Source organism: Rhodococcus sp. P1Y (genome assembly GCF_003641205.1).
Classification (GTDB): Bacteria; Actinomycetota; Actinomycetes; order Mycobacteriales; family Mycobacteriaceae; genus Rhodococcoides.
On record NZ_CP032762.1, the window covers coordinates 1,019,886 to 1,042,633 of the forward strand.

22 protein-coding genes and 1 tRNA gene are annotated in these 22,748 nt (G+C 64.1%); 8 read left to right on the plus strand and 15 right to left on the minus strand.

The window, feature by feature from the left end; all coding sequences use genetic code 11:
• The first annotated feature begins 114 nt into the window (after positions 1–114).
• Both D8W71_RS04825 and D8W71_RS04830 read left to right on the plus strand, forming a co-directional pair.
• On the plus strand, positions 115–951 hold the full coding sequence (locus tag D8W71_RS04825; protein WP_121111470.1) for an alpha/beta hydrolase: 837 nt from the start codon (positions 115–117) through the stop codon (positions 949–951).
• A gap of 50 nt (positions 952–1,001) precedes the next feature.
• Positions 1,002–1,859 carry a patatin-like phospholipase family protein gene (locus tag D8W71_RS04830; RefSeq protein WP_121111472.1) on the plus strand — a complete coding sequence of 286 codons (858 nt, stop codon included), beginning with the start codon at positions 1,002–1,004 and terminating at the stop codon, positions 1,857–1,859.
• On the opposite strand, the gene D8W71_RS04835 is transcribed toward D8W71_RS04830, so the two are convergent.
• Entirely contained in the window at positions 1,846–2,811 is a 966-nt protein-coding gene (locus tag D8W71_RS04835) for an amidohydrolase family protein (RefSeq protein WP_121111474.1), read from the minus strand. The genes D8W71_RS04830 and D8W71_RS04835 overlap by 14 nt on opposite strands.
• A gap of 88 nt (positions 2,812–2,899) precedes the next feature.
• Here D8W71_RS04835 and D8W71_RS04840 point away from each other — a divergent pair, with 88 nt between their 5' ends.
• Positions 2,900–3,889, plus strand: coding sequence for an NADPH:quinone oxidoreductase family protein (locus tag D8W71_RS04840; RefSeq protein ID WP_121111476.1), 990 nt, complete (start codon positions 2,900–2,902; stop codon positions 3,887–3,889).
• Between the two features lie 3 nt (positions 3,890–3,892).
• Here D8W71_RS04840 and D8W71_RS04845 read toward each other — a convergent pair whose 3' ends face one another.
• Together D8W71_RS04845 and D8W71_RS04850 are read right to left on the minus strand one after the other, a co-directional pair.
• The gene (locus tag D8W71_RS04845; RefSeq protein ID WP_121111478.1) at positions 3,893–5,230 is read right to left on the minus strand and encodes an ABC1 kinase family protein; all 1,338 of its coding nucleotides are present in this window, start codon (positions 5,228–5,230) and stop codon (positions 3,893–3,895) included.
• Complete coding sequence (locus D8W71_RS04850) at positions 5,227–5,805, minus strand: TetR/AcrR family transcriptional regulator (protein WP_121118582.1); 579 nt, start codon at positions 5,803–5,805, stop codon at positions 5,227–5,229. The genes D8W71_RS04845 and D8W71_RS04850 overlap by 4 nt, the downstream gene beginning before the upstream one ends.
• Before the next feature lie 169 nt (positions 5,806–5,974).
• Here D8W71_RS04850 and D8W71_RS04855 point away from each other — a divergent pair, with 169 nt between their 5' ends.
• Both D8W71_RS04855 and D8W71_RS04860 read left to right on the plus strand, forming a co-directional pair.
• Positions 5,975–6,511 (plus strand): DUF998 domain-containing protein, encoded by a 537-nt coding sequence (locus D8W71_RS04855; protein ID WP_236077717.1) that lies wholly within the window; start codon positions 5,975–5,977, stop codon positions 6,509–6,511.
• A gap of 53 nt (positions 6,512–6,564) precedes the next feature.
• Positions 6,565–6,641 (plus strand) — tRNA-Met (locus D8W71_RS04860).
• Positions 6,642–6,756: 115 nt separating this feature from the next.
• Here the strand turns inward: D8W71_RS04860 and D8W71_RS04865 are convergent.
• From D8W71_RS04865 to D8W71_RS04885, 5 genes are all read right to left on the minus strand, one after another.
• Entirely contained in the window at positions 6,757–7,389 is a 633-nt protein-coding gene (locus tag D8W71_RS04865; RefSeq protein WP_121111482.1) for an LON peptidase substrate-binding domain-containing protein, read from the minus strand.
• Positions 7,390–7,391: 2 nt separating this feature from the next.
• Entirely contained in the window at positions 7,392–8,282 is an 891-nt protein-coding gene (locus tag D8W71_RS04870; RefSeq protein ID WP_121118584.1) for an alpha/beta fold hydrolase, read from the minus strand.
• A gap of 152 nt (positions 8,283–8,434) precedes the next feature.
• A complete protein-coding gene (locus D8W71_RS04875) occupies positions 8,435–11,050 on the minus strand; it encodes an alpha/beta fold hydrolase (protein WP_121111484.1) in 2,616 nt (871 codons plus the stop codon).
• Between the two features lie 153 nt (positions 11,051–11,203).
• On the minus strand, positions 11,204–13,735 hold the full coding sequence (locus D8W71_RS04880) for an ABC transporter permease (RefSeq protein ID WP_201265254.1): 2,532 nt from the start codon (positions 13,733–13,735) through the stop codon (positions 11,204–11,206).
• 1 nt (position 13,736) lies between these two features.
• Positions 13,737–14,501: an ABC transporter ATP-binding protein gene (locus tag D8W71_RS04885; RefSeq protein ID WP_121111486.1), complete on the minus strand. Its 765-nt coding sequence runs from the start codon at positions 14,499–14,501 to the stop codon at positions 13,737–13,739.
• A gap of 141 nt (positions 14,502–14,642) precedes the next feature.
• Between D8W71_RS04885 and D8W71_RS04890 the strand changes: the two genes are divergently transcribed.
• Positions 14,643–15,407: a deoxyribonuclease IV gene (locus D8W71_RS04890; RefSeq protein ID WP_121111488.1), complete on the plus strand. Its 765-nt coding sequence runs from the start codon at positions 14,643–14,645 to the stop codon at positions 15,405–15,407.
• A gap of 3 nt (positions 15,408–15,410) precedes the next feature.
• Here the strand turns inward: D8W71_RS04890 and D8W71_RS04895 are convergent, their stop codons facing one another.
• The 3 genes from D8W71_RS04895 to D8W71_RS04905 all read right to left on the minus strand — a co-directional run bounded on the left by D8W71_RS04895 (position 15,411) and on the right by D8W71_RS04905 (position 17,957).
• A complete protein-coding gene (locus tag D8W71_RS04895) occupies positions 15,411–16,073 on the minus strand; it encodes a hypothetical protein (protein WP_236077718.1) in 663 nt (220 codons plus the stop codon).
• A gap of 79 nt (positions 16,074–16,152) precedes the next feature.
• Positions 16,153–16,635 carry a DUF309 domain-containing protein gene (locus tag D8W71_RS04900; RefSeq protein ID WP_121111490.1) on the minus strand — a complete coding sequence of 161 codons (483 nt, stop codon included), beginning with the start codon at positions 16,633–16,635 and terminating at the stop codon, positions 16,153–16,155.
• Positions 16,636–16,640: 5 nt separating this feature from the next.
• Complete coding sequence (locus tag D8W71_RS04905; RefSeq protein ID WP_442972016.1) at positions 16,641–17,957, minus strand: multidrug effflux MFS transporter; 1,317 nt, start codon at positions 17,955–17,957, stop codon at positions 16,641–16,643.
• A gap of 68 nt (positions 17,958–18,025) precedes the next feature.
• Between D8W71_RS04905 and D8W71_RS04910 the strand changes: the two genes are divergently transcribed.
• On the plus strand, positions 18,026–18,403 hold the full coding sequence (locus tag D8W71_RS04910) for a hypothetical protein (RefSeq protein ID WP_121111492.1): 378 nt from the start codon (positions 18,026–18,028) through the stop codon (positions 18,401–18,403).
• On the opposite strand, the gene D8W71_RS04915 is transcribed toward D8W71_RS04910, so the two are convergent.
• The 4 genes from D8W71_RS04915 to D8W71_RS04930 all read right to left on the minus strand — a co-directional run bounded on the left by D8W71_RS04915 (position 18,378) and on the right by D8W71_RS04930 (position 21,987).
• Positions 18,378–19,319: an aldo/keto reductase gene (locus D8W71_RS04915; protein ID WP_121111494.1), complete on the minus strand. Its 942-nt coding sequence runs from the start codon at positions 19,317–19,319 to the stop codon at positions 18,378–18,380. The genes D8W71_RS04910 and D8W71_RS04915 overlap by 26 nt on opposite strands.
• Positions 19,320–19,403: 84 nt before the next feature.
• Positions 19,404–19,922 (minus strand): VOC family protein, encoded by a 519-nt coding sequence (locus tag D8W71_RS04920; protein WP_121111496.1) that lies wholly within the window; start codon positions 19,920–19,922, stop codon positions 19,404–19,406.
• Positions 19,923–19,973: 51 nt separating this feature from the next.
• Positions 19,974–20,915 (minus strand): DNA-3-methyladenine glycosylase family protein, encoded by a 942-nt coding sequence (locus D8W71_RS04925; protein WP_442972017.1) that lies wholly within the window; start codon positions 20,913–20,915, stop codon positions 19,974–19,976.
• A 49-nt stretch (positions 20,916–20,964) separates the two neighbouring features.
• Complete coding sequence (locus tag D8W71_RS04930) at positions 20,965–21,987, minus strand: acrylyl-CoA reductase family protein (protein WP_121111499.1); 1,023 nt, start codon at positions 21,985–21,987, stop codon at positions 20,965–20,967.
• Positions 21,988–22,085: 98 nt separating this feature from the next.
• Here D8W71_RS04930 and D8W71_RS04935 point away from each other — a divergent pair, with 98 nt between their 5' ends.
• Positions 22,086–22,700 carry a ribonuclease H family protein gene (locus tag D8W71_RS04935; protein ID WP_121111501.1) on the plus strand — a complete coding sequence of 205 codons (615 nt, stop codon included), beginning with the start codon at positions 22,086–22,088 and terminating at the stop codon, positions 22,698–22,700.
• Positions 22,701–22,748: the final 48 nt, after the last annotated feature.

The window sequence follows — 22,748 nt, forward strand, 5'->3', positions numbered from 1 at the left end:
GATATTTACCTCACCTAAAGAGTAACAGTTAGTTCCGGCAATTCTCCCTTACCTGTTTTTCGGACCCGCAACGTGATCGGATAAGGCATCGACGCCATAGTGAGGAGCATCGCAGTGAAGAGAACCGAGTCCGAGTTCGCCGGACACCGTGGAACTCGCATCGTCTACGACGTCTGGACTCCCGACGCAGACATCACCGGGCTCCTCGTGCTGTCCCACGGACTCGGGGAGCACGCCAGGCGCTACGACCACGTGATCGCCGAACTGGGGAAGCTCGGCCTGGTGGTCTACGCCCCCGACCACCGGGGACATGGACGGTCGGGAGGCAAACGTCTGGAGTTGAAGAGCTGGTCGGACTATGTGATCGATCTGCACGAGCTCTTCCGGATAGCGCGTGCCACCCACCCAGGCGTCAAGAATTTCTTGCTCGGGCACAGCATGGGCGGTGCCATCGCACTGTCCTACGCGCTCGAATACCAGGCCGAACTCGACGCTCTGATGCTCTCCGGCCCGGCGGTGGTGCTCGGTGACGGCACCCCGAAGATCCTCGTTCCCATCGGCAAGATCCTCGGCCGAATCGCGCCCGGCGTGCCGGTGCAGTCGCTCGCCGCGTCGGACGTCTCCCGTGACCCCGCCGTCGTCACCGCGTACGAGCAGGACCCGTTGGTCCATCACGGCAAGGTACCCGCAGGCCTGGCCAGCGGACTCGTCGGAGCGATGGAAAGCTACCCGGCGCGACTTCCCACACTCACACTGCCGGTGCTGCTGCAACACGGCAGCGAGGATCGACTCGCCGACGTGGCAGGTAGTCGTCTGATTGCCGAGAAAGCTGGATCGACCGATCTCACCATCGAGGTGTACGACGGTCTCTACCACGAGGTCTTCAACGAGCCAGAGCGCGAAAAGGTGCTCGGCGACCTCGTCGCGTGGTTGTCGCCGCGTGTCGGCTGACGCGGTAGTAGTAGGTTCTCACCCGGGGCAAGCAATGAGGGGGTTTGACTATGACGCGTACTGCACTCGTTCTGGGCGGCGGTGGGGTCGCGGGTATCGCCTGGCAGACGGGCGTCTTGCACGGGCTAGCCGAATCCGGCGTCGACGTGACGGCATCGGCGTGGTCCGACATGCTTCTCGGCACGTCCGCGGGCGCCGCAGTCGCAGCGCAGGTGACTAGTGGAGCGTCGCTGAGCGAGCTCTATTCGCGTCAGGTGGATACGAAGAAGCAAATCGACGAGCCACGTCCGGACGTGTCGATCGAGACACTCAACGAACTGCTCGAGCGCGCAGCGGAACGCGCTGCCGGTGACAGGCAGGAATTCGCTCGAATCATCGGTCAGGCTGCCCGTGCGGCGACGACGCCTCCCGAGTCGGTACGGCGCGCGGTGATAGCAGAGCGGTTGCCCTCGCACGAATGGCCCGATCGAGATCTGCGCCTCGTCGCGGTCGACGCAGAATCCGGGCGTCACCGAGTTCTGAACCGAGACTCCGGAGTCCGGATCGTCGACGCCGTCGCCGCGAGCTGCGCGATTCCCGGCATGTGGCCGCCGGTCACCATCGGGGTGCACCGATACGTCGACGGTGGTGTGCGATCGAGCGAAAATGCCGACCTAGCAGTAGGTTTCGCGAAGGTGCTCGTCGTCCAGGTCGGAGTTTTCGATGCCGGACAGGACCCGCTGGAAGTCGAACGCGACCAGCTCGTCGGGCGCGGATCCGATGTTCTGATTCTTCGTCCCGACGAGGATTCTGTCGCCGCGATCGGGCCCGATCCCACCGACCCGTCCGTCAGGGCTGCCGCAGCCGAAGCCGGCGATCGGCAGGGGCTGGCGATCGCCGGCGAGGTCGACCGGTTCAAGCGAGGGTGAACAGTTCGGCTCCGTTGGAATAGCAGACGTCTCGGACCCAGTCGTCGCCCAGGTCGAGCCGGGCCACGGCCTCGAGTGCCTCGGCGTAGGTGTACGGAATGTTGGGAAAGTCGCTCCCGAACAGTATGCGCCCCTGCAAGTCTCGAAGGCGGGACATCTCCGACGAGGGGAACGGCCACCGTGCCTCCGAGAAGTCGGTGAAGGCCATGGTGGTGTCCAGGCGCACGTGCTCGTAGCGCTCGGCCAAATCCAAGAACTCGGAGTATTCGGGCATGCCCATGTGCGCGATGATCAGTGGCAGTCGAGGAAAACGACCGAGCAGCTCCCCGATCGGTCCCGGTCCCGTGTGCGGGCCAGGGGTCGGTCCCGAACCGCAGTGGATCACGACGGGTATCGAGGCGTCCTCGATTGCGCCCCACACCGGCTCGAGTAAGGCGTCGTTGGGCGAGTAGCTGCCGACCTGGATGTGCGACTTGAAGATACGGGTACCCGCAGAGATCGCGTCCGCGACGTACTCGGCTGCTGATTCTTCGGGATAGAACGTCGCGGTGTGCAGGCAGTCCGGTGTTCTGGAGGCGAAATCGGCGCCCCAGGAGTTGAGCCACGCAGCCATGCTCGGCTTGTGCGGGTAGATCATCGACGTGAAACCGCGAACTCCGAACCCACGCAGCGTGTTCAGCCGCGCGTCCTCGTCCTCGCGGTAGGTGATCGGCCAGGCCATGCCTGTGGGCAGGAGCGGAGCCTGCGGAGTGACCGGGTTCTGGGCTGATCCTACTTGGTCGAAATATGCCCATACCTTGTCCATGACGTTCTTCGGCATGAAGTGGGTGTGCACGTCGAACACCCCCGGAAGGCCGAGTTCCTGCCAGAACGAACGGACCTGCTCGGTCTCCGCGACGACACTTCCGCGAGGCGTGCCGGACGGAACTTCGACTGTGAGGGGGATGGTCATACCTCGATTGGAGCACAGCCGGCCGTCGGCTCCACCGAGGGGCTTTGTACCGTGAGAAACACATCGAACGACGACGAGAGGCCACCACATGCGCGCGGTACACATCACGAGTCTCGACGGCCCGGATTCGGTCCAGGTCACGGAGGTCGACGAGCCTGCGGTGCGCGACGGTGCGGTGGTGATCGACGTGCATGCGGCCGGGGTCGCATTCCCCGACGCGCTGCTCACCAGAGGGCTCTATCAGTACAAGCCGGAACTACCCTTCGTGCCGGGCAGCGAGATTGCCGGCGTGGTGCGGTCCGCGCCCGAGGGCTCGGGATTCGCAGCCGGGGATCGCGTGGCGTCGTTGACGGGGCTGTCCGACGGTATGGCTGAGGTTGCCGTCGTGTCCCCCGACACTGTGTTCGCGCTGCCGGACGCTGTGTCGCTGACGGCAGGCGCGGGTCTGCTGTTCAACGATCTGACGGTGCACTTCGCGCTGCGGGAGCGCGGACGTCTCGCCGAGGGCGAGACCGTTCTGGTGCACGGCGCTGCGGGTGGGATCGGAACGTCCGCGTTGCGCATCGCGCCGGTGCTCGGCGCATCCCGAGTCATCGCTGTGGTCAGCACGAAAGCCAAGGGCGAGACAGCCACTGCGGCGGGTGCGACGGATGTCGTTCTCGTCGAGGACGAGAACGGGAAGGGCTGGAAGGACGCGGTCAAGGAACTGACGGGCGGAAAGGGTGTCGACGTGATCGTCGACCCTGTCGGCGGTGACCGGTTCACCGACAGCATCCGAAGCCTTGCACCGTCGGGAAGAATTCTGGTGCTGGGATTCACCGGGGGTGAGATTCCCACGGTGAAGGTCAATCGGTTGCTGCTGAACAACGTCGACGTAGTCGGAGTCGGTTGGGGAGCCTGGTGGATGAGCAGGCCTGGGTACCTCGCAACTCAGTGGGCCGAGCTGCAACCCCTGCTTGCGTCGGGCGCGCTCACAGCGCCCGAGCCGTCGGTGTTCCCGCTGGAGAAGGCGGGCGAGGCCATTGCATCTCTCGAAAATCGCACTGCTGCAGGGAAAGTAGTTCTCACTTTGAAGTAGCGGCTAATCGGGGAGCTGCACTCCACGAGCCAGTGACAGTGCAGCGACCTCGGCTGGAAAGACGTTCTTGAACACGAACGGATCGGTTCCGAGGGCCCAGTTCGGGGCGAGCTCGATTGCGTAGCGCTCGAAGTAGCCGAGCTGCTTCCCGACGAGTATCAGCTCCTCCGGGCTGGAGGTGTGATACTGCTGCCCCATGCCGACGAGTGCCTTGATGAAGTCGGTCAAGCTGAAGTGCGCCAACGTATCCGAGAGCATGGGCGCGAAGACGGCTTGCAGGATCAGTCCTACCTCGGCGTCGGTGCCGACGTCTTCGGACACGATTCCCAAGCGCTTGACGCTCGTTGCGAGCCGGGTGAAATCGCCGTCGATCACGGTGGCGTGGAACAAGTCCTGCAGCAACGAGCGCCACCGCTCGTCCAGTTCACCCATCACGCCGAAGTCGAGGAACGACACCCGGCCGTCGTCGAGCACCCATACGTTTCCCGCGTGCACGTCGCCGTGGAAGAGTCCGTGCAGCACAGTAGCTTCCATCCAGACCTTCGCGGCGCGTCGCACAACCAGTTCCGAACCGTCGCCAGGTTTGCATTGGTCGAGCGGGTGTCCGTGCATACGCTCCATGCAGATGACCCGGTTGCCGCAGTACTCGGTGATGACCTCGGGTGCCGTGACGAAGTCGTTGTCGCCGAACGCCGAGATGGCGTCACGGAAGGCTGCCTGTCGACGAGCTTCGACCACACTGTCCAGTTCGGCGAACGTCGCTGCGTGCAGATCGACGATGATGGCAGATGCGTTGGCGGTCTTGAAGAATGCGACGTACTTCTCCAGCGCCCGGGCGCCGATGTAGGCAATGCGCAAATCGACCTTCATGCGGTGGTAGATGCCGCGCCGCTGGACCTTCATGACCGCTTCACGGCCGTCGTGCAGAACACACAGGTGCACCTGCGCGACGGAGGCGGAGGACAACGGGATGTCGTCGAAACGCTGGAACAGCACGTCGGTGCTCTGCCCGAGATCGGCTTCGATGATGGCGCGGGCCTGGGCGCCGGGGAATGGCGGGACCTCGTCGAGACATCGAAGACAGGTGTCGGCAAGGACTTTCGGGAACAATCCTGGTGAGGATCCCATGAGTTGGCCGACCTTGACGAACGTCGGCCCGAGAACGAAGAACGCGTCGACGACGCCTTCCGACGCGTGAACGGCCCAGCCTCGACGCGGATGGACGACCCATTTGCCGATGGCCAGTACCTGGTAGGCCGTGAGGGCGACACCGATGACGATGAGCCGGAGAAACTCTCGAATGCCGAACTTGCGCAACGGTGGTGGGGGCGTCTTGGTCATACGGTCGCTCCTGTCGGTGCGGCGCCTAGTGCAGCGGTCTCCAGGCGGGCCAACAAGCGTTCGAAGCTGTGGCCGTCGTCCGAGGCCCGGGCGAGGACGAGTGCGCCCTGAATGCCGGCGACGATCTCCTCCGCGAGGCCTCGGGAGTCCTCGCCATGACCGAGTTGTCGTAGTACGGGCGTCAAGGCGTCGATCCAATCGCTGAAGTATTTGGCGACACGGTTACCGAACAGGGCACGTTCCATGCCGAGCGAAAACGCACCGAACAGGCACACCCGTCGACCGGATTGGAAATACTTCAGGGTCTGGGCGAACATGTTCTGTGACCGCACTCGGGCGTCCGTCGCAGCCTGTAGAGGTGCGAATACATTGACCTGGAACCAGAGGTCGACGTCGTCGAGCACTGCCTCGGCCATCTCCGTCTTTCCACGAGGAAAGAAGTGGTAGAGGCTCCCTTTGCCGAGGCCGGTCCTCTTGCTGATGACCGACAACGACGACCCGGTCCAGCCGAGATCACCGAACACACCGGCCAGGACTGGCACGACATCGCGTCGGTCGGCAGTTGCTCGTGACACAGTTACTCCTCAAGGACCGACAAGCTCCGGCGCAAGACGATGCGAAGGAACGGTTCCTCACTGTACCTACCGGTACAACCACCGCGAATCAACCCCCACGGAGCATACGATCGACACACGACGCACGCGTCTCGCCGGGTATCTCTTCGGGTTCGCTGCCACCCAATACTTGCTGGCCGAGGCCGTCACCATCGTCGGATTCGACGGCTACAGCATTGCCCGCGACACCGTCAGCGAACTCGGTGTGCCTGAGGAATCGGACTGGCATCGGCTGATGAATGTCGCATTCTGCATCTCGGCGGCATCGGTAGCCGCCGCAGGGCTGTGCTCGGCGCATCTGATCAATGCGCGACGACGACCGTTCTACCTCGGTTCGATCGCTGCGTACTCGCTCGGCAGTGCGCTGGTCGCTACTGTGCACTCCGGGCAGGGGAACGCGCACGTGGTGGGAGCCGTACTTGCAATCGGTGCCGGAAACGTCATTCCACTGCTGGTCGGAACCGGTGTACCGGCGTGCCCGCGATGGTATGCGCGCGGAAGTGTCGCTCTCGGTGCGCTGGGAACACTCGCGTCCGCAGTGCTCGTCACGGGTCTCGCGCCGGTCGGTGCCGTCGAGAGGGCGTCGATCTATGGGTTCGTCGGTTGGGAACTTCTGACGGCAGTGGCTGTTGGACAGAAGATCGCGTCAGTGCGAGGGGGCCGGTGACCAGGCGATTGGGTGTTAGCGGTCCGGTGCATGTACGGTAGTGAAACACCCGACGCGGGGTGGAGCAGCTCGGTAGCTCGCTGGGCTCATAACCCAGAGGTCGCAGGTTCAAATCCTGTCCCCGCTACCAACGCAGTACAGAAATCCCCCGGAAGCTCAGCTTCCGGGGGATTTCTGCTTTCCAGTGTCGATTTCAGCCGTGTTGATTCAGCCGATGCGGGGTCAACACTGGTGCCGCGTGACCGCTATTGCAGGCGGAACCGGACGATGTCGGTGACGTTGTCGATGGCGTCGTTGATCGCCCGCAGACGATCCGAGGCCCCGAGAGACTCCAACACGTCCTGACGGTCGGACTCGCCCATCGGCACCAGTCTCGCCAGTGCGTAGAGGCGCGCGCCGGACTCTGCCGGCAGATCGGAGAACGCGGGATCCGGCGGGGGCTCGGAGCCCTCGGCGGCTGCGAGCGAACCGATCAGGGCGTACAGCGAGGTGATCCGCGCCTGCAGTTCGGCGAACTCCGATTCGGTGACCGAGTCCTCGAGATGGTCGGGCCATGGGCGGATGTCGGCGCGCGGGTACGGGTCGTCCTCCAGCCAGGCGTCGACCCTGATGCGCTCTGCGCCAATGCATTCGACGAGATGGCGCCCATCGCCGATGTCCTGGTGCGCGACGATGCGTGCTCGGGTCGCGACATCGTGGCGCACATCGCCGCCTCCTGCCTCGTGGCCCTGCGCGATCAGCACAACGCCGAAGCTTGGATCGTTCGATTCCATGCAGTCGAGGAGCATCAGCTGGTACCGCGGTTCGAAGATGTGCAGCGGAAGCGCTTCCCCGGGCAGCAGCACGCTCCCGAGTGGAAACATGGGAAGTACGGCCATTCCTATTCCGAGACCGCAGCCCGGGTCGGCGCGTCGGCAACGGCACTGGACTGCAGGAATTGGTCGAGAATCTTGAAGAACAGATCGGGCTCGTCCAACTGTGGAAAGTGTCCGGCGCTCGAGAAGATCTCCACGCGTGAGTTCGGTACCTCGCGTCGAATGTTGTCCGCATGCGAGGCCGGAATCATTCGGTCTTTCCCGCCCCACACCAGCAGTGACGGCAACGATTCGAACTTTTCGAAATGCTGTTTGGCGCTGACGGTTTGGCCTCGCGGCCCGACCACCGCTCGCGTGGAAGCGAGGAACGCCTCACGCGAGCCCTTGTCGGCAACCGTCTTGAACGATCGCCAGGTCTCGAGCATGCTCTTGCCTGGACGCACCGGCAGACCCCACTTGCCGAGCTGACCGACGACACTCTCGGCGTTCTTGCGTACCCAGTCCGAGGCGAGCACCGGGAGTACGAGCTCGCTGCCGGGCAAGGTGGCAGCTTTGAGAAGGAGACTCACCTCGGGCCCGAGCCCTCCGCTGCTCACGAGCGCGAGACGGTCGATGCGCTCGGGGAACAAGTACACGGCCTGCATGACGATGCCGCCGCCCAACGAATGGCCGACCATCGGTGCCGACGTGATGTCGAGGTGATCGAGCAGATCCCTGATCGTCGCCGCATGCGAACTGAGCGAGTAGTCGCCCGACGGCTTGTCGGAGCTTCCATGGCCGAAGAGGTCGGGTGCGATGACGCGGTACTTCGTCGAGAGGCGTTCGATCTGCCCCGCCCATGATTCGTGTGATCCGAGCAGCCCGTGAACGAGAACGACCGGCGGACCGTCGCCCTCGTCGACATAACGCAGTACGTCTTTGTGGAGCTCGACCGATTCGAGCTCGTACGGCGACACATGGTTGTTCATCGAGCCTCCTCGCTGGTCGTAGACAGTGCCCTGGCCCAACCTACGCGTTTCGAGGGATCCAGCACAGTCCAACAGTCTGCGTGCGTCGAGTGCGGCAGTGAGCGGGAGACCGCGCCGATGCACATTCCGACCGTGCGACATCAATTCTGGTTGATCCTTCCGGTTCGATCCGAAAGCGCCCTGGTTCGATCCGAAAGCGCCCTGGTTCGATCCGAAAGCGCGCTGTCGATGACCTTGGCGACGTCGCCGGCCACCGGGTCGCGGACCATGTCCACGTGGCGACCATCGACGTGGTGAATCGACAGCTCGCCAGTCGCGACCGCAGCCCACGACCTGCGGTCCGCGGTGTTTTCCCTGGTGACGATCGCTGTGACTGGCCCGTCCCACGGGGTGGGTCGGTGAATCGACAGCGCCAAGCTGCCGATGATCCCGAATGCCAGCCATCGTTCGGTGGTACTGAATCTGAGGATTCCTGCCGCGACAACACGCGACACCAGGCCGGCCGTCGCCCATATCTTCTTCTTGGGTGCCGCTGCGGTCACCTGGTCGGCAGGCGCTGAAGCCAGTGTCTTTCCGCCAGGTAGTCGGTCCAGCAGATGACGGAAGAGCCGCGGATCGAGAAGCGTCACATGGGCTACGACGTCACCCTCGGCTCGAAGTCGGTGCGCAACTTCGAGGGCAATCCACCCGCCCAGCGAGTGGCCGGCCAGAAAATACGGTCCCGACGGCTGAATCTTCCTGATTTCGCGGACGTAGGTGCGAGCCGCGGCGCCGATGGTGCGGTCGGGTATCGCTCGATCGGCCATCCCCTTGGCCTGGATGGCGTAGACGGGTCGATCGTGGTCCAGGCGATCTGCAAGTGCAGCGAGCCCGACTGCCGGAACACCCCCACCTGCGATGACGAAGAGCGGCGCCAGGGATCCGGACGTGCGAAGCGGGACAGCGATGTTTCCGCCCCGCGGGCGTTCGGCCTGCTTCTCGATCGACGAGAGTTTGGCATCGATGATCGCGGCGAGCCGACTGACACTCATAGCGCCGACGAGTTCTTCGATCGACAGCTCGACGTGGAACGCTCGCTGCACTCCGACCGAGATCTGAGTCAGTGCGAGAGAACCCGCGCCTAGTGCGGTGAAGTCCGCGTCGGCGCGCACAGTGGTCGTCCCGATCACGGACGCAACGATGGTGGTGACCCACAACTCGGTGGCGCCTCGCGGGGCTTCAGATCCGGCGGTGCCCGGATCGAGAAGTTCGGTGGCATCGGCTTCGGGCAACTTCTGCCGGTCGACTTTGCCTCGCTCGTTGCGCTCGATGCGGTCCAGCCGTGTGATGTTTCGGGGGATCATCCAGCTCGGTAGCTGACACTGGAGTCGTTCTCGAACGAGGTCCGCGTCGAGAGTGGCTCCGACGAAATACGCGTCGAGATGCGATTGTTCGCCGATCGACCTCGGTACGACGGCGACGTCGGTGACCCCCTCGGTCGACCGGAGAGCCGCTTCCACCTCGGCCGGTTCGACCAGGTAGCCGCGAATCTTGACGGCGTCGTCGGCACGTCCGAGCAACTGCAGATGCCCGTTCTCGTCGAATCGGCCGAGATCACCCGTCGCGTAACGGTGAAGTCGGCCCTCGGTCGAGAACCGAGCGCGAGTCAGATCCGTGAGCCCGAGGTAGCCGTCGGCCAGGCATTCACCGGTGACGCGAATTTCGCCGACCTGTCCTGGGGATACAGCTGTTCCCGCCTGGTCCACGATCTCGACGCGCTTTCCACGCGGCAGGGTTCCTGCGCCGAGAAATCCGGCGGGCAGAGATCGGTCGGCGTCGTAGACGTCGTAGGCCACAGCGCCTGCTTCGGTGGTCGCGTACCAGTTGACGAAGGACGCGCCGCTTCCGAGCGCCGTGCGGAACGTCATCACATCTCGAGAATGCAGCGCCTCACCGTAGGTGATCACCACACGCAAGGACGGGACGGCGTTCTCCGGGACGGCCGAAATCGCGTCGGTGACCGGTGGAAGACTGCGAACAAGGGAAGGCGAGCAGTGCAGCGTCGTCAGCGAAGAGCGTTCGATCCAGTCCGGCAGCGATGCCGACTGCGTCGACCTCGGATCCTGGCAATACACCGTCGCGCCGCTCAGCAGACCGGCGAACAGTGTGTTGATTCCAGCGCCGAAGCTGACCGGGAGTGCGTTTCCGACTCGGTCTCGTGAGGTGAGGCCAAGAGCCGAGCTGACCTCGTAGGCCTTGGTCAGGCACATGCGATGGCTGAGAACCACGCCCTTGGCGGTTCCCGTCGACCCCGACGTGAATGCGATCAGCGCGGTTCGGCTGCCGGTGAACGCAGGCAGGGGAATCGCCGAGTCCTCGACCAAGGACAGATCCGTCGAATCGAGCCGCACGGCAGAGCACGTTTCGACGATGTGGGCCGCGCGTTGCTCGGGCAGGTTGACGTCGAGGGGCACGAGGGAGTGTCCGGATGCCATGACCGCGAGCATCGTAATCATCGAATCGACGGTGGAGTTGGCCGCGACTGCAATCGGCCGAGGAGCGCCAGGGACGAGGCAGGCGATCTTCCTTGCCGTTGCGTACGTGCGGTGCAACAGCTCGTCGAACGTGACGGCCTCGTTCCCGGTACGGATGGCGATGGCGTCGGGCACCGAGTGGGCAACCTCGCACAGCCGGTCGAGCACGGTCTCCCGGCTGTCCGGCCTGCACAGCGGAGCGAGCGGAGCATGGATCGGCGCTTCGACTCGATGCACCGACATAGTCGCTCCTTGCACGATATGGACGGCTTTACTCATCACTGGGTCAGTGTTGACCCGCTAAAACAATCGCAAAGTCCGTTTTACTCGTTACAAGGTAACCCTAGGTCCTTTAGATCGCAACCTTTTATCGGGACATTTGGGACACAGTCGTCCTCACGCCTCGCCGATCGCCTCCAGGGGGCGAGTCCGTGCCGCACGGGCCGCAGGCCAGAGCGCAGCGAGGACGCCGACCACCGCCGATCCGACGAGCATCGCGACCATCTGCCCCCACGGGATGGTCAGCAGTCCGAGACCTTCGTCGCGCAGAGTTCGGACAAAACCCCACCCGAACGCGATTCCGAGGGCAAGCCCGACGATCGCGCCGAACAACGCGATGAGCAGCGATTCCAGATAGATCGTGCGACGGAGTTGCGGTCGTTGCATTCCGACTGCGCGCAGCATGCCGATCTCACGGCGACGCTCGACGACCGACAGCGCCAGTGTGTTGATGATGCCGAGGATCGCGATGACTACCGCGAGGGCGAGCAGACCGTAGAGAACTGCCAGCAGGGTGTCGATCTGCTGACTCTGCGAGCCCTTGAACTCCTCTCGGTCCTGAACCTGCACGACGACGAACGGCTTGACTGCAGCTTCGAGATCACCGCGTAGCGCATCGAGATCGGTGCCGGGTGCGGCCCCGACGAGGACCACGATGTCCGAACGGACGATGGACGGCGTCACCTTCTGATACACGTCGTCGGAGATCATCCATTGTCCGACCAGCGGACTGTCCTGGTAGATCGAGGTGACCGTGACCGGGACCTGCGTGCCGTCGACGCTCGTCATGTCGATGACGGTGCCCAGATTCCAGCCTTCGCTCGCCGATGCAGATTCCGAGACCGCGATGCTGTCACCGGCCAACTCGGGAGATCCCGCCACGACGACACTGTCGAACAGGCCCTCGGGGCTGCCCTCCAGCGCGACGCCGAAAGCAGGTTCATCGCCGATGTCGACCGATACTGGGTGCAGGATCGCGACGCGCTCCACGCCGTCGACGGATCGTGCGGCCGCGCCGGCTCCTGTGGGGACACCGATCGATTGCGGGCCACTGAAGATGTAGTCGGCCTCGATCCCGTTGTCGACGAGTGCGTCGACGCTCGCCTTGGCGGTCGACCCGAGGACGCCGATGACCGAGACCAGCATCAATCCGAGCATGAGCGCGAACGCGGTTGCTGCGGTGCGCCTGGGGTTTCGGACCGAGTTGGTCCTCGCCAGCCGTCCGACAGCACCGAATGGGCGGGTGAGAACCGAACCGAGTGCGCCGACGATCGGCCTCGACAACGACGGCGCGGCCAGGGCGACGGCGATGATCACCGCTATTGCGCCCGCGCCGACGGTAGCGGCCGCGCCTCCGCCGGTGGACTGTGCGCCGATGACGACGGCGGCTGCTCCCGCGGCGCCGATGGCGACGCCGACGAACGTACGAACACGAAGACTGTCGCCAGCGGAGGCGAACTCCTCACGCATCGCTGCGATCGGTGGAATCTTCGCGGCGCGACGAGCAGGTGCGTACGCACTCAGGACCGTGACGACGATCCCGACGACGAACGAGACGATCACAGTCCGTGGTTCGAGCGCCAATGTACCGCTGGGTAATCCGAGATCGAACGCGTTGAGCAGGGCGCGAAGACCGTATGCGAGTCCGATGCCGCCCAGGAATCCTACGGCGCTACCGATCACTCCGACGACGAGGGCCTCCAGCACGACCGACCGGCTGACCTGGCCACGGCTGGCACCGATGGCACGCAGGAGTGCGAGCTCGCGAACCCGTTGGGCGACGATCATCGAGAAGGTGTTGTAAATGATGAAAGTTCCTACCAGTAAGGCGATTCCGCCGAACGCAAGGAGGAAGTAGTTCACGAACGACAGAGCCTGCTCGATCTGAGCCTGAGCTTCTGCGCGGACGTCGTCGGCCGTCTGTACCTTGGCATCGGGCAATGCTGTGGCGATCTCGTCGCGCAGTTCGCTCTGGCCGATTCCGGTGCCTGCCACGTCGTAGTACTGCACGTGCTGTCCGTCCGTGAACAGCTCGTTCGCCTGGCTTTCGAAGAACTGGATTCCGATGTATCCGCCGGACTCGGCTGCGGTGTCGTAGATGCCGGTGACGGTGACGTCGATCGTGCCCTTGGACGGTACGAGTACCTGGGTCTTGTCTCCGACGCCGAGGCCCGACCGCGTTGCGCCACCCTCGTTGATCACCACGTCGCCGGGGGCGGTGGGAGCCGTTCCCGCGGTGAACACCGATGGCTCACCCAGTCGCCGGTCGTCGGGAATGTACGACTCGCCGATCGTCGGGGCCCCGCCGGTCTGAACGGCCGACCCCGATTCGTCGAGAACGACGATCTGCCCTCCGACGTACGGCACGACAGCGCGCACGTTCGGTAGCGCCGAGATGACGTCTGCGTCGGAGGTCGGTACTCCACTCGAGCGAGCATCCTCGGCGCTCACCCTGACGTCCGCTCCCTGCGCGGTATCAGAGAAGATCGACGAGAAGGTGCGCTGCAGTGTGTCGGTGAAGACGAAAGAGCCTGTGACGAAGGCAGTTCCGAGAACCACGGACAGGACGGTCAGCGCGAGTCTCACCTTGTGGGCGGCAAGGTTTCGCAACGACACCTTGCGCATGGGATGGCCTGTTGCTGCAGCCATGTCAGACCGTCTCCAACTGCTTCATACGATCGAGAACAGCCTCGGCGGTGGGGTTCGCGAGATGGTCGATGACGGCGCCGTCGGCGAGGAACACCACGCGGTCCGCGTAACTGGCCGCACGCGGATCGTGGGTGACGATCACGACGGTCTGGTCGAACTCGTCGGCCGCGGCACGAAGGATGCCGAGAACCTCGCCCGAGGAACGAGAGTCGAGATTTCCCGTCGGCTCGTCACCGAAGACGATGTCCGGACGCCCGGCCAGAGCGCGTGCGCATGCGACGCGTTGTTGCTGACCACCGGACAGCTCGCTCGGGCGGTGGCTGAGCCGATCGCGAATGCCCAGGCGATCGACCACGGTGTCGAGCCATTGCTGGTCGACCTTGCGGCCTGCGATGTCGAGCGGAAGGGTGATGTTCTCCAGGGCAGTGAGCGTCGGGACCAGATTGAAAGACTGGAAGACGAAACCGATTCTGTCTCTGCGCAACCCGGTCATCTGCTTGTCGCTGAGGTTCGTCAGCTCGGTGTCGCCGATCGTGACGGTCCCCGAGCTCGCGCTGTCGAGGCCGGCGAGGCAGTGCATCAGCGTCGACTTGCCCGAACCGGACGGACCCATGATGGCCGTGAACTCGCCGCGGGCGAACTCGACACTCACATCCCGCAGGGCGTGGACCTGCGTGTCACCCGAGCCGTACGTCTTGGTCAGCGCTTTCGCACTGGCAGCAGGAATGGAGCCTGCGGGACGGCTCGAGATCGTGGTGTCAGTCATGCGCACCAGTGTCCCAGTGTTTTGGGGCCCCGGCCATCGGGGGACACCCTGATTCGGCGCGAATCAGCCCCTGGTCATTCCGCAGGCTCCACTCCTGACCCGCCCTGGTCATTCCGCAGGCTCTACTCCTACCCTAAGTACATGCGTATCGGAGCACACGTTCGTGACAGTGCCGACCCACTCGGCTCGGCAGAGAGCCTCGGAGTCGACTTCGTTCAGATGTTCCTCACCGACCCGCAGAAGTGGAACAAGCTGACGCCGCACCCACAGGGCGAGGAGCTGAAGGCAAGCAATGTCGACGTCGTCGTGCACAGCTCGTACGTACTGAACGTCGCGAGCCTCAACAACCGCATACGAATCCCGTCACGCAAGGCAGTCATCGAGCAGGCGGCTGCGGCGGCTGATATCGGGGCCATCGGACTCGTCGTCCACGGTGGACACGTTCGCGACGGCGAGGATACGGCGAAGGGATTCGAGAACTGGCGCAAGCTTTTCGAACGGCAAGCCGGTGAGGGCGGATTCGGCGTCCCGATCTTCATCGAGAACACCGCGGGCGGCGACTTCGCGATGGCTCGACATTTCGACGACATCGCCAGGCTGTGGGACGCCGTCGGAGAATTCGGTGCAGGCTTCTGTCTCGACACCTGCCATGCGTGGGCCGGCGGCGAGGAACTGCTCGGCGTCGTCGATCGAATCAAAGCCATCACCGGCCGAATCGATCTGGTGCATCTGAACAACTCGCGTGACGAGTTCGATTCCGCGCGGGACCGCCACGCGAATCTCACTGCCGGAACAATCGATGCCGAGGTGTTGACTGCAGTCGCCGAGGCATCGGGAGCGCCGGTGATTCTGGAGACGCCAGAAGAAGGACTTGCCCAGGACGTTGCGCTCCTGCAGTCCCTGTAAGGACTATCGGACGAATGCGGACAGTGTCTTTTCCCAGAAACGTTCGAAGTCGTCGACGTCTGCGCGGGTGAAAATTCGGCTGTTCCAACGGAATTCGGTGTCGACCAGAGTGACTCCGTCGATCGCCGTGACGTCGCAACACACAGTAAGGCTGTGGGTCAGCGGGTCGTTGTCGTCGGATATCGACTGGACCGGACCGCTCCGAAATGCGATTTGAGCTCCGGACTTGCGGGCGAGAGCGGGCGAGTCCGGATCGCGCCGTGCGGTAGCGAAGTCCGCCCCGCCGTTCGGGGCAGCGGCGACTCGCCGGCGCACTTCTTCGGTCAGCGAATCAGCGTGTCCCGAGGTGGGAAGCCGGACCGGAAAGTGGGAGCCCGTCGTGCTCTCGATGTCGATGAGAGCACCCGACGCGCAACCGCGACAGCGATCGCTCTGCCACGCGCCGATGGTGGCCGCCAGCACGGCGAGCAACGTCGTCGACGACGGATTCTCGTGGCCCGCCCACTGTGTGCGTGTGCTGGTGACGACGGAGGAGTACACGGCGTCGATACGCGAGTCGGTGCGGCGGCTACCGAAGGTTCGTTCCTCGGGGGTGAGCACGGCGACCCAGTAGGGGACCTGTGCACGCACTGCTGCGTGCGCACCTGACACCGTCTGTGCGTTCACCCGTATCCACCGCCTATATCGCTACCGGTCGAAAGCATTGCCTAACCTTGGTCACTGTAGCGACACAGCGGCGGCTCGGCTAGCGGCGGGGGAGCCTCGAGAGGGTCGGGACGGTGGGCTCGGGCGTCACCTCGCTCTGATCGAGGTTCTCGATCAGAGCGTCGGACCAGTTCAGGAGGCCCGCGATGTCGAGGCCGTACGGTGGATCGACCTCGTAGTCGAGAATGCGGTCGTGTCCCTGCCCCAGCAAAGAACGGGCGCCGACGGTGTTTCCGCGCAGCAGATGAGTGAGCCCGACGGCCAGTTGGGCGAGTCCTTGCCAGAGCCTTCGCTCACCCTCCGGTGAGTCTTTCCACGTGCCTTCGAGGATCTCGTGCGCGTGAAACGGCTTGCCGGCATCCAGCAGTTCCTGTGCGGCGAGGATGGACTCGTCGGGAGGGAGTCGAACGTCCTCGGGGATCCGCTCGACGCCCGCGGCGCCCCTCGGTAACGGCCTTCCCAGGCCGTCGCGGGGGCGTCCGTTCAGCGGTTTGCCGGAGGCGTCGCGTTCGCGGTCCGGCATGTGCGTCACACCTTCGAAGTCGTCGATTCTGCGGGCGATTGCGCGACCGACGACGACGTCGACGCCGGTGCAGTGCTTCTGGCCGACACCACGGTCACCCCGATCAGTGCGACGAGGGCGATTGCCGAGACACCGACCATCGTCACCGATACTGCCACGTTGTCGTTGCCGAGAACGCCGACCACCGGGGCGATGATCGCGCCCGACCCGAACTGCGCGGCACCCAGCAGAGCCGCGGCGGTGCCGGCGGCCTCACCGTGGCGTGAGAGTGCGAGAGCCGGAGCATTCGGCATGACGAATCCGACAGCACCGAGAACGAACCAGAGCGGAACGAGGAAGCCGAACATCCCGCCGATTCCGGCGACCGCGAGGACGGTCATGACCGCTGCGGCGACGAGGGCTGCCGTGAGCGCTGCAAGCACGATGCGCACCGGTGTGAAGTAGCCGAGAAGAACGACGTTGAGCTGGGACGCGCCGATCAACGCGATGGCGCCGAGTGCGAAGACGATGGCAAACTGCTGCTCGTTGAGACCGAACTCTTCCTGCAAGACGAACGACGAACCCGCGATGTAGGCGAACAGGGCTGACATCGCGAGTGCTGCGACGAGGACGAGCACGACGAACTGCCGGTCCCTCAGCAATTGTCCGTATGTGCGCACGACCGGCATGACACCGCGGCTGCGACGACGCTCGGGCGGCAGGCTCTCACGCAACGCGAACACGGCGACGATCAACAGGGCTACGCCGAGAACGGCCAATGCGCCGAACACCCAGCGCCACGAACCGACGAGGAGTATTCCGCCGCCGATGGACGGTGCGAGGACGGGCGCAATACCCATCACGAGCATCAGCCGGGACAGAACGGTGGCTGCTGCGCGACCGGTGAACAAGTCGCGGACCACAGCCATCGCTACGACGGCAGCGGCTGCTGCGCCGAGGCCTTGCAGTCCACGAAAGAGCCCGAGAACGGCGACGTTGGGTGCAACCACACACAGCAGGGACGCCAGAATGTGGACGGCGGTGCCGGCGATGAGCGGGATGCGTCGTCCGACGATGTCCGACAGCGGACCGATGACGAGCTGACCGAGAGCAAGACCGATGAGCGTGCCGGTCAGGGTGAGCTGGACGGCGGCCGACGTCGAGTTCAGATCGTCGACGATAGAAGGCAGTGCAGGCAGGTACATGTCGATGGTCAGCGGACCGAGAGCAATGAGCGCACCGAGGACGAGGATGACCCTCAGTCTCTCTGCGGACGTGGGTTCCGACGATGTCGCCGGGTCGGTCGAGTTCGGGTCGGTCGCGCGTTCGGTTGCTTGCGTCACCCAACTGACAGCAACCGCTTCTCTCGATCTGTTCCCGCTGTGATGTATTCGAACTAGGGTCACGCCCTGTGAGCGATTCGCGAGACACTCCGAGGCAAGCGATTGCGCGTGCCTACATCGACTCGCTTCTCTCCCACGATTCGAGTGCGGTGAAGTTCGCGTCCGGGGCACGTCGCGTCGAAAACGGCGTCACCACCGGCTTCTCCGGACCCAGGCTCTCGAAAGCGCTGAACAACGCGTTCTACTATCGGACGATTCTGGCGATCAGGAACGTCGAATTTTCCGAGTCCGGCGACACCGTGCACGCGAGATTTCTGATCGACGCCGGTGTTCGGGGCAAGCGGCTGGTGACCGTCGGGGTGGAGGAGAACTTCCTCATCCCCGACGGCACCATCCACTTCATTCGGGCGACACTTCGACTCAGATCCGGCCGGACACGTCGGTGAGGCGTGTGAGCTCGTCGGCGCTCAGTTTCAGCCCCGGCGCGGCGAGGAGTGCGGGAAGCTGCGCGATCTTGCTGGCACTTGCGATCGGAGCGGTGACCGACGGTTGTTCGAGCAGCCACGCGAGCGCGACGGTCGAGATCTCGGCGTCGTGGGCGTCGGCGATGTCACTCAACGCGGTGACGACATCGAGGCCCTTGTCGGTGAAGTAACCGGTCGCGAGTCGCTTGCGTGCTTGGCCTTCGAGGTCCTCACGGGTGCGGTACTTGCCGGTGAGAAATCCGGCCGCGAGCGCGAAGTACGGGAACACGCCGAGGTTGTTGTCGGTGGCGACAGGTGCAAGTTCGGCTTCGTAGTCGGCACGGGTGACGAGGTTGTAGTGCGGCTGCAGGGCGATCGGTTTTGCGAAACCGTTCTCCTCCGAGAGCGAGAGCCACTCGCGAATGCGGTCGGCCGAGTAGTTCGAGATGGCGACGTAGCGAACTTTGCCGTCTTTGACCAACTGATCGAATGCCGCAAGGGATTCCACGAGCGGGGTCTTGTCGTCGTCGTAATGCGCGTAGTAGACGTCGATGTGGTCGCTCTGAAGACGCTTCAACGACGCCTCGGCAGCGGCTGCGATGTTGTTCGGCGCCAAGCCCTTGAACTCGGGGTGCTGACTGACTTTGGTCGCGATGACCACGTCGTCCCGGTTTCCGCGAGCCGAAGTCCAATTTCCGATGATGGTCTCGGACTCTCCGCCGGAGTTGCCGTCGGCGAACGCCGAGTACGAGTCGGCAGTGTCGATGAAGTTGCCACCGCCCGCGGTGAACGCGTCGAGAATCTCGAAGGACGAGGTCTCGTCACTCGTCCATCCGAAAGTGTTTCCACCGAGAGCGAGAGGGAAAATGTCCAGATTCGAATTTCCGATGGCTGCCAACAGTGACTCCTTATCTCAGCGAACTATCTCCGGTGATGGAACGCTCGGGTCGGGTGCCGGTATTCCGCGCATTCCTGCCGCCCGTCAGACGCGGGCTGGGCTCGAGACGCCGATTCCGCTCGGAGTGTCGATGCCGTAGCGGTCGATTTCCTTCTGCAGATCCAACGGACGGATCGATGTGGCCGCTTCGACAGCGGCGTCGTCGAGCAGGTGAAGCGGCACCAGCCACACGATCTCGAACTCCAATCCGTCGGGGTCCTTGCCGTACAGGCTCTTGGTGGAGCCGTGGTCGGATGCGCCGACCAGAGCGTTTGCCGCGGAGAGCTTCTGTGCAATCTCGGCGAGATCGGCAAGGGTCTGCACCTCCCACGCGAGGTGGTAGAGACCGACCGTGCTCCGGCCCGCGCCGCTGTCCCCTGCTGCGTCGCCGAGTTGAAAAAGTCCGAGGTCGTGGTCATTGGTGCTGGCGGAAGCGCGAAGGAACGCGGCACCGGCACCCATCTGCATCGCGACTCGGAAGCCGAGAACGTCCGTGTAGAACGAAACGGACTTCTCGACGTTGCGTACGTACAGGACGGCGTGATTGAGCCGCTGGATCGCCATGTCTTCTCCTAAGTTGAAACTTCAACCTAAGCGTACACCCGGTACCGCGATCTAGTGCCAGGTGTGATCGACGAGCGGTGTTTTCGGCCCGAATTTGGGTTTGATCGCCTTGCCGCTGACCTGCAGGAGCCGTATGGCACGAAAACGATGCGGCGCAAGAGGTTTCATGTAATCGATCATGGCCTCGTCGTCGAAGGGTTGTCCGACCAGCGACCAGCCGACGACAGCAGCGAGGTGATAGTCACCGACGGACAAGGCGTCGGGATCACCGAAGGCGCGTTGCGCAACCTCGGCGGCCGTCCAAATGCCAACGCCGGGTATGGCTCTGAGTCTCTTCGATGCGTCGGCGAACGGCATGGATGCGGTCTGTTCCAGTCTCCCCGCGACCTGTGCGCAGCGGACGATGGTCTTCGATCGCGCCGGATCGACATTTGCGAGGTGGTACTCCCACGACGGAATTCTTCGCCAGACCTCGGGGGTGGGCGGCACGTACATCGGCCGCGGCGTCGGGCCCGGCGCGCGGTCGCCGAATTTGGTGACGAGCGTGCGCCACGACGAGAACGCGGACAGGCCGTGCACGCGCTGTTCCAGAATCGCCGGAACGAGTGCCTCCATGACCAATCCGGTACGACCGAGCCGCAGGTGGGGGAATTGGCGGTGGGCTTCCTTCAGCGTCGGATGTTCGGGTGCGAAGTTCGATGCGTCGTCTTCGCTACCGAGAAGAGCGGGGAGCATGCCGGTGAACTCCGCGGCGCCCTCGCCCCAGGCGGCACACCGGACGGTGGTTCTGGAGATTTGGGTCAATCGGTAGGTGACGAGACCTGACGCAAGACGTGACGTTCGCCACACGCTGCCGGTGGCGTCTCGGTCGTAGGTGGGGTCGCCTTTGCCGCGTCTGAGCCCCGACAGACTCATGGTCATGTCGAGCGGAGACTCGGACTCGAACACCGCCGAGATCGAGTCGGTGGCGTCGGGTGAGGCGGACGGGAGCATCACCGACAAGACTATCCGCCCTCACCGACGCCCGGCTGAGATGTCGGGTCTAGTCGAATCCGCCCGCCACGGCGACGACCGTCCGACCGATGAGCTGTCCCGTCGAAATGCTGTCGAGCGCAGCCTGCACATTCGAGACAGGGACCTCGGTGGTGAGCAGGTCGAGCCGGTGCGGCCGAAGGTCCGTCTCGAGTTGCTGCCAGATTGCCCGACGCTCGGCGATGGGTAGCTGAACGGAGTCGATTCCGAGCAGGGAGACGCCTCGCAGAATGAACGGGAGCACCGTCGTCGCGAGTTGAGCGCCGCCGGTCAGCCCACTTGCTGCGACAGCACCGCCGTATCGAAGCGTGCTCAACACATGGGCGAGAGTCTTACCTCCCACGCAATCGACCGCGCCTGCCCATTCGGTGCGACCGAGCGGGCGCGGCTTCGCGTCGGGATCGCTGGGGAGCCGGGCGATAACGTTCGACGCGCCGAGACCGGTCAGCACGTCGGCGGCCGCATCCTTGCCCGTCGACGCGTGTACGTCGAACCCGGCGGCCGACAACAGGTCGACGCTCACCGTTCCGACTCCACCACTGGCTCCGGTGACGAGAATCGGGCCGTCGGACGGGGTGATGCCCGCAGCCTGCAGCGCGAGCACGCTCATCGCTGCGGTGAAGCCCGCGGTGCCGATGGTTGCTGCTTCGCGCGTCGACAGTGTCGTCAACGGAACGACCCACTCCGCCCGAACCCGCGCGTACTCGGCGTAGCCACCGTGTTGCGCGGTCCCGATGTCGTATCCATGTGCGACGACTCGTTGCCCGACTGCGAAGTCTGCGCTGGTGGATTCGACGACCGTCCCGGCGATGTCGATTCCCGGCACGATCGGGTACTCCTTGACCACTCCGCCTTTGGGGGTGATAGCCAACGCGTCCTTGAAATTGACCGAGGAGTACTCGACCGCGATGGTGACCGAAGGGCCGTCGACGGTAGGGAGAAACGACGAGTCGACGGTCTCACGGCTGAGTGTGATTCCATCCGATTCGCGTGCTACGAGAGCGGAAAACGACGATGGCACAGGCTCGGTCATTCGCAGTGTCCTTTCTTGTCTTCTGCAGTGTTCTCACACTAACTGTCGTAGGCGCGGCGCCTGTTGTTTGTCGGTGCTCCGAAGTAGGGTGCTGTCCTGTGATCATCGTGAGTACGGACGGCTCGTGTCTGCGCAACCCGGGTGGGGCAATCGGCTGGGCGTGGGTCAATCACACGGGGCCGAGCGACTCTGGTGGCGAGGCGTCGGGAACCAATCAGATTGCCGAACTGCGTGCGCTACTGGAAGCTGTTCTCGCGCATCCGGGTGACGAGCCGATGCTCATCGAGTCCGATTCTCAGTACGCCATCAAGTGCGCGTCCGAATGGTTGGCGGGATGGAAGCGTAAGGGGTGGAAGACAGCGGGTGGTACGCCCGTGCGCAACCTCGAACTCGTCCAGAGCATCGACCGTGCCATCACCGAACGCACTGGCCCCGTCCGATTCCGGTGGGTACGCGGACACGTGGGTAACCACTTCAACGAGGCGGCCGACGCACTCGCCGGTGAAGCCGCGCGTGCTGTTGCGGCAGGTGGACCGACCAGTAAGCGTGCGGCGGATCCGGTCGAAGCGCTGGCGCCGTCCGAATCAGTGGTCGCGGCAACCCCAGTCAAGCGGTCGGCTCCGGCTCAGCGGTCTGCTTCGACCACGCGACCTGCACAGTCTCAGCGGCCTGCACAGTCTCAGTCCGCGGACGAGGTAGCAACTCTGTTCTGAACGGGACGCGGGCTGGTTGTGAACGCCGGGCCGGTTGTGGGCCCGGTC

Coding starts and splice junctions, on each gene's coding strand:
- D8W71_RS04830 (WP_121111472.1), top strand. CDS start 1,002: ATGACGCGTACTGCACTCGTTCTGGGCGGCGGTGGGGTCGCGGGTATC.
- D8W71_RS04835 (WP_121111474.1), bottom strand. CDS start 2,811: ATGACCATCCCCCTCACAGTCGAAGTTCCGTCCGGCACGCCTCGCGGA.
- D8W71_RS04840 (WP_121111476.1), top strand. CDS start 2,900: ATGCGCGCGGTACACATCACGAGTCTCGACGGCCCGGATTCGGTCCAG.
- D8W71_RS04845 (WP_121111478.1), bottom strand. CDS start 5,230: ATGACCAAGACGCCCCCACCACCGTTGCGCAAGTTCGGCATTCGAGAG.
- D8W71_RS04865 (WP_121111482.1), bottom strand. CDS start 7,389: ATGGCCGTACTTCCCATGTTTCCACTCGGGAGCGTGCTGCTGCCCGGG.
- D8W71_RS04875 (WP_121111484.1), bottom strand. CDS start 11,050: ATGTCGGTGCATCGAGTCGAAGCGCCGATCCATGCTCCGCTCGCTCCG.
- D8W71_RS04880 (WP_201265254.1), bottom strand. CDS start 13,735: ATGGCTGCAGCAACAGGCCATCCCATGCGCAAGGTGTCGTTGCGAAAC.
- D8W71_RS04885 (WP_121111486.1), bottom strand. CDS start 14,501: ATGACTGACACCACGATCTCGAGCCGTCCCGCAGGCTCCATTCCTGCT.
- D8W71_RS04890 (WP_121111488.1), top strand. CDS start 14,643: ATGCGTATCGGAGCACACGTTCGTGACAGTGCCGACCCACTCGGCTCG.
- D8W71_RS04900 (WP_121111490.1), bottom strand. CDS start 16,635: ATGCCGGACCGCGAACGCGACGCCTCCGGCAAACCGCTGAACGGACGC.
- D8W71_RS04920 (WP_121111496.1), bottom strand. CDS start 19,922: ATGGCGATCCAGCGGCTCAATCACGCCGTCCTGTACGTACGCAACGTC.
- D8W71_RS04925 (WP_442972017.1), bottom strand. CDS start 20,915: ATGCTCCCGTCCGCCTCACCCGACGCCACCGACTCGATCTCGGCGGTG.
- D8W71_RS04930 (WP_121111499.1), bottom strand. CDS start 21,987: ATGACCGAGCCTGTGCCATCGTCGTTTTCCGCTCTCGTAGCACGCGAA.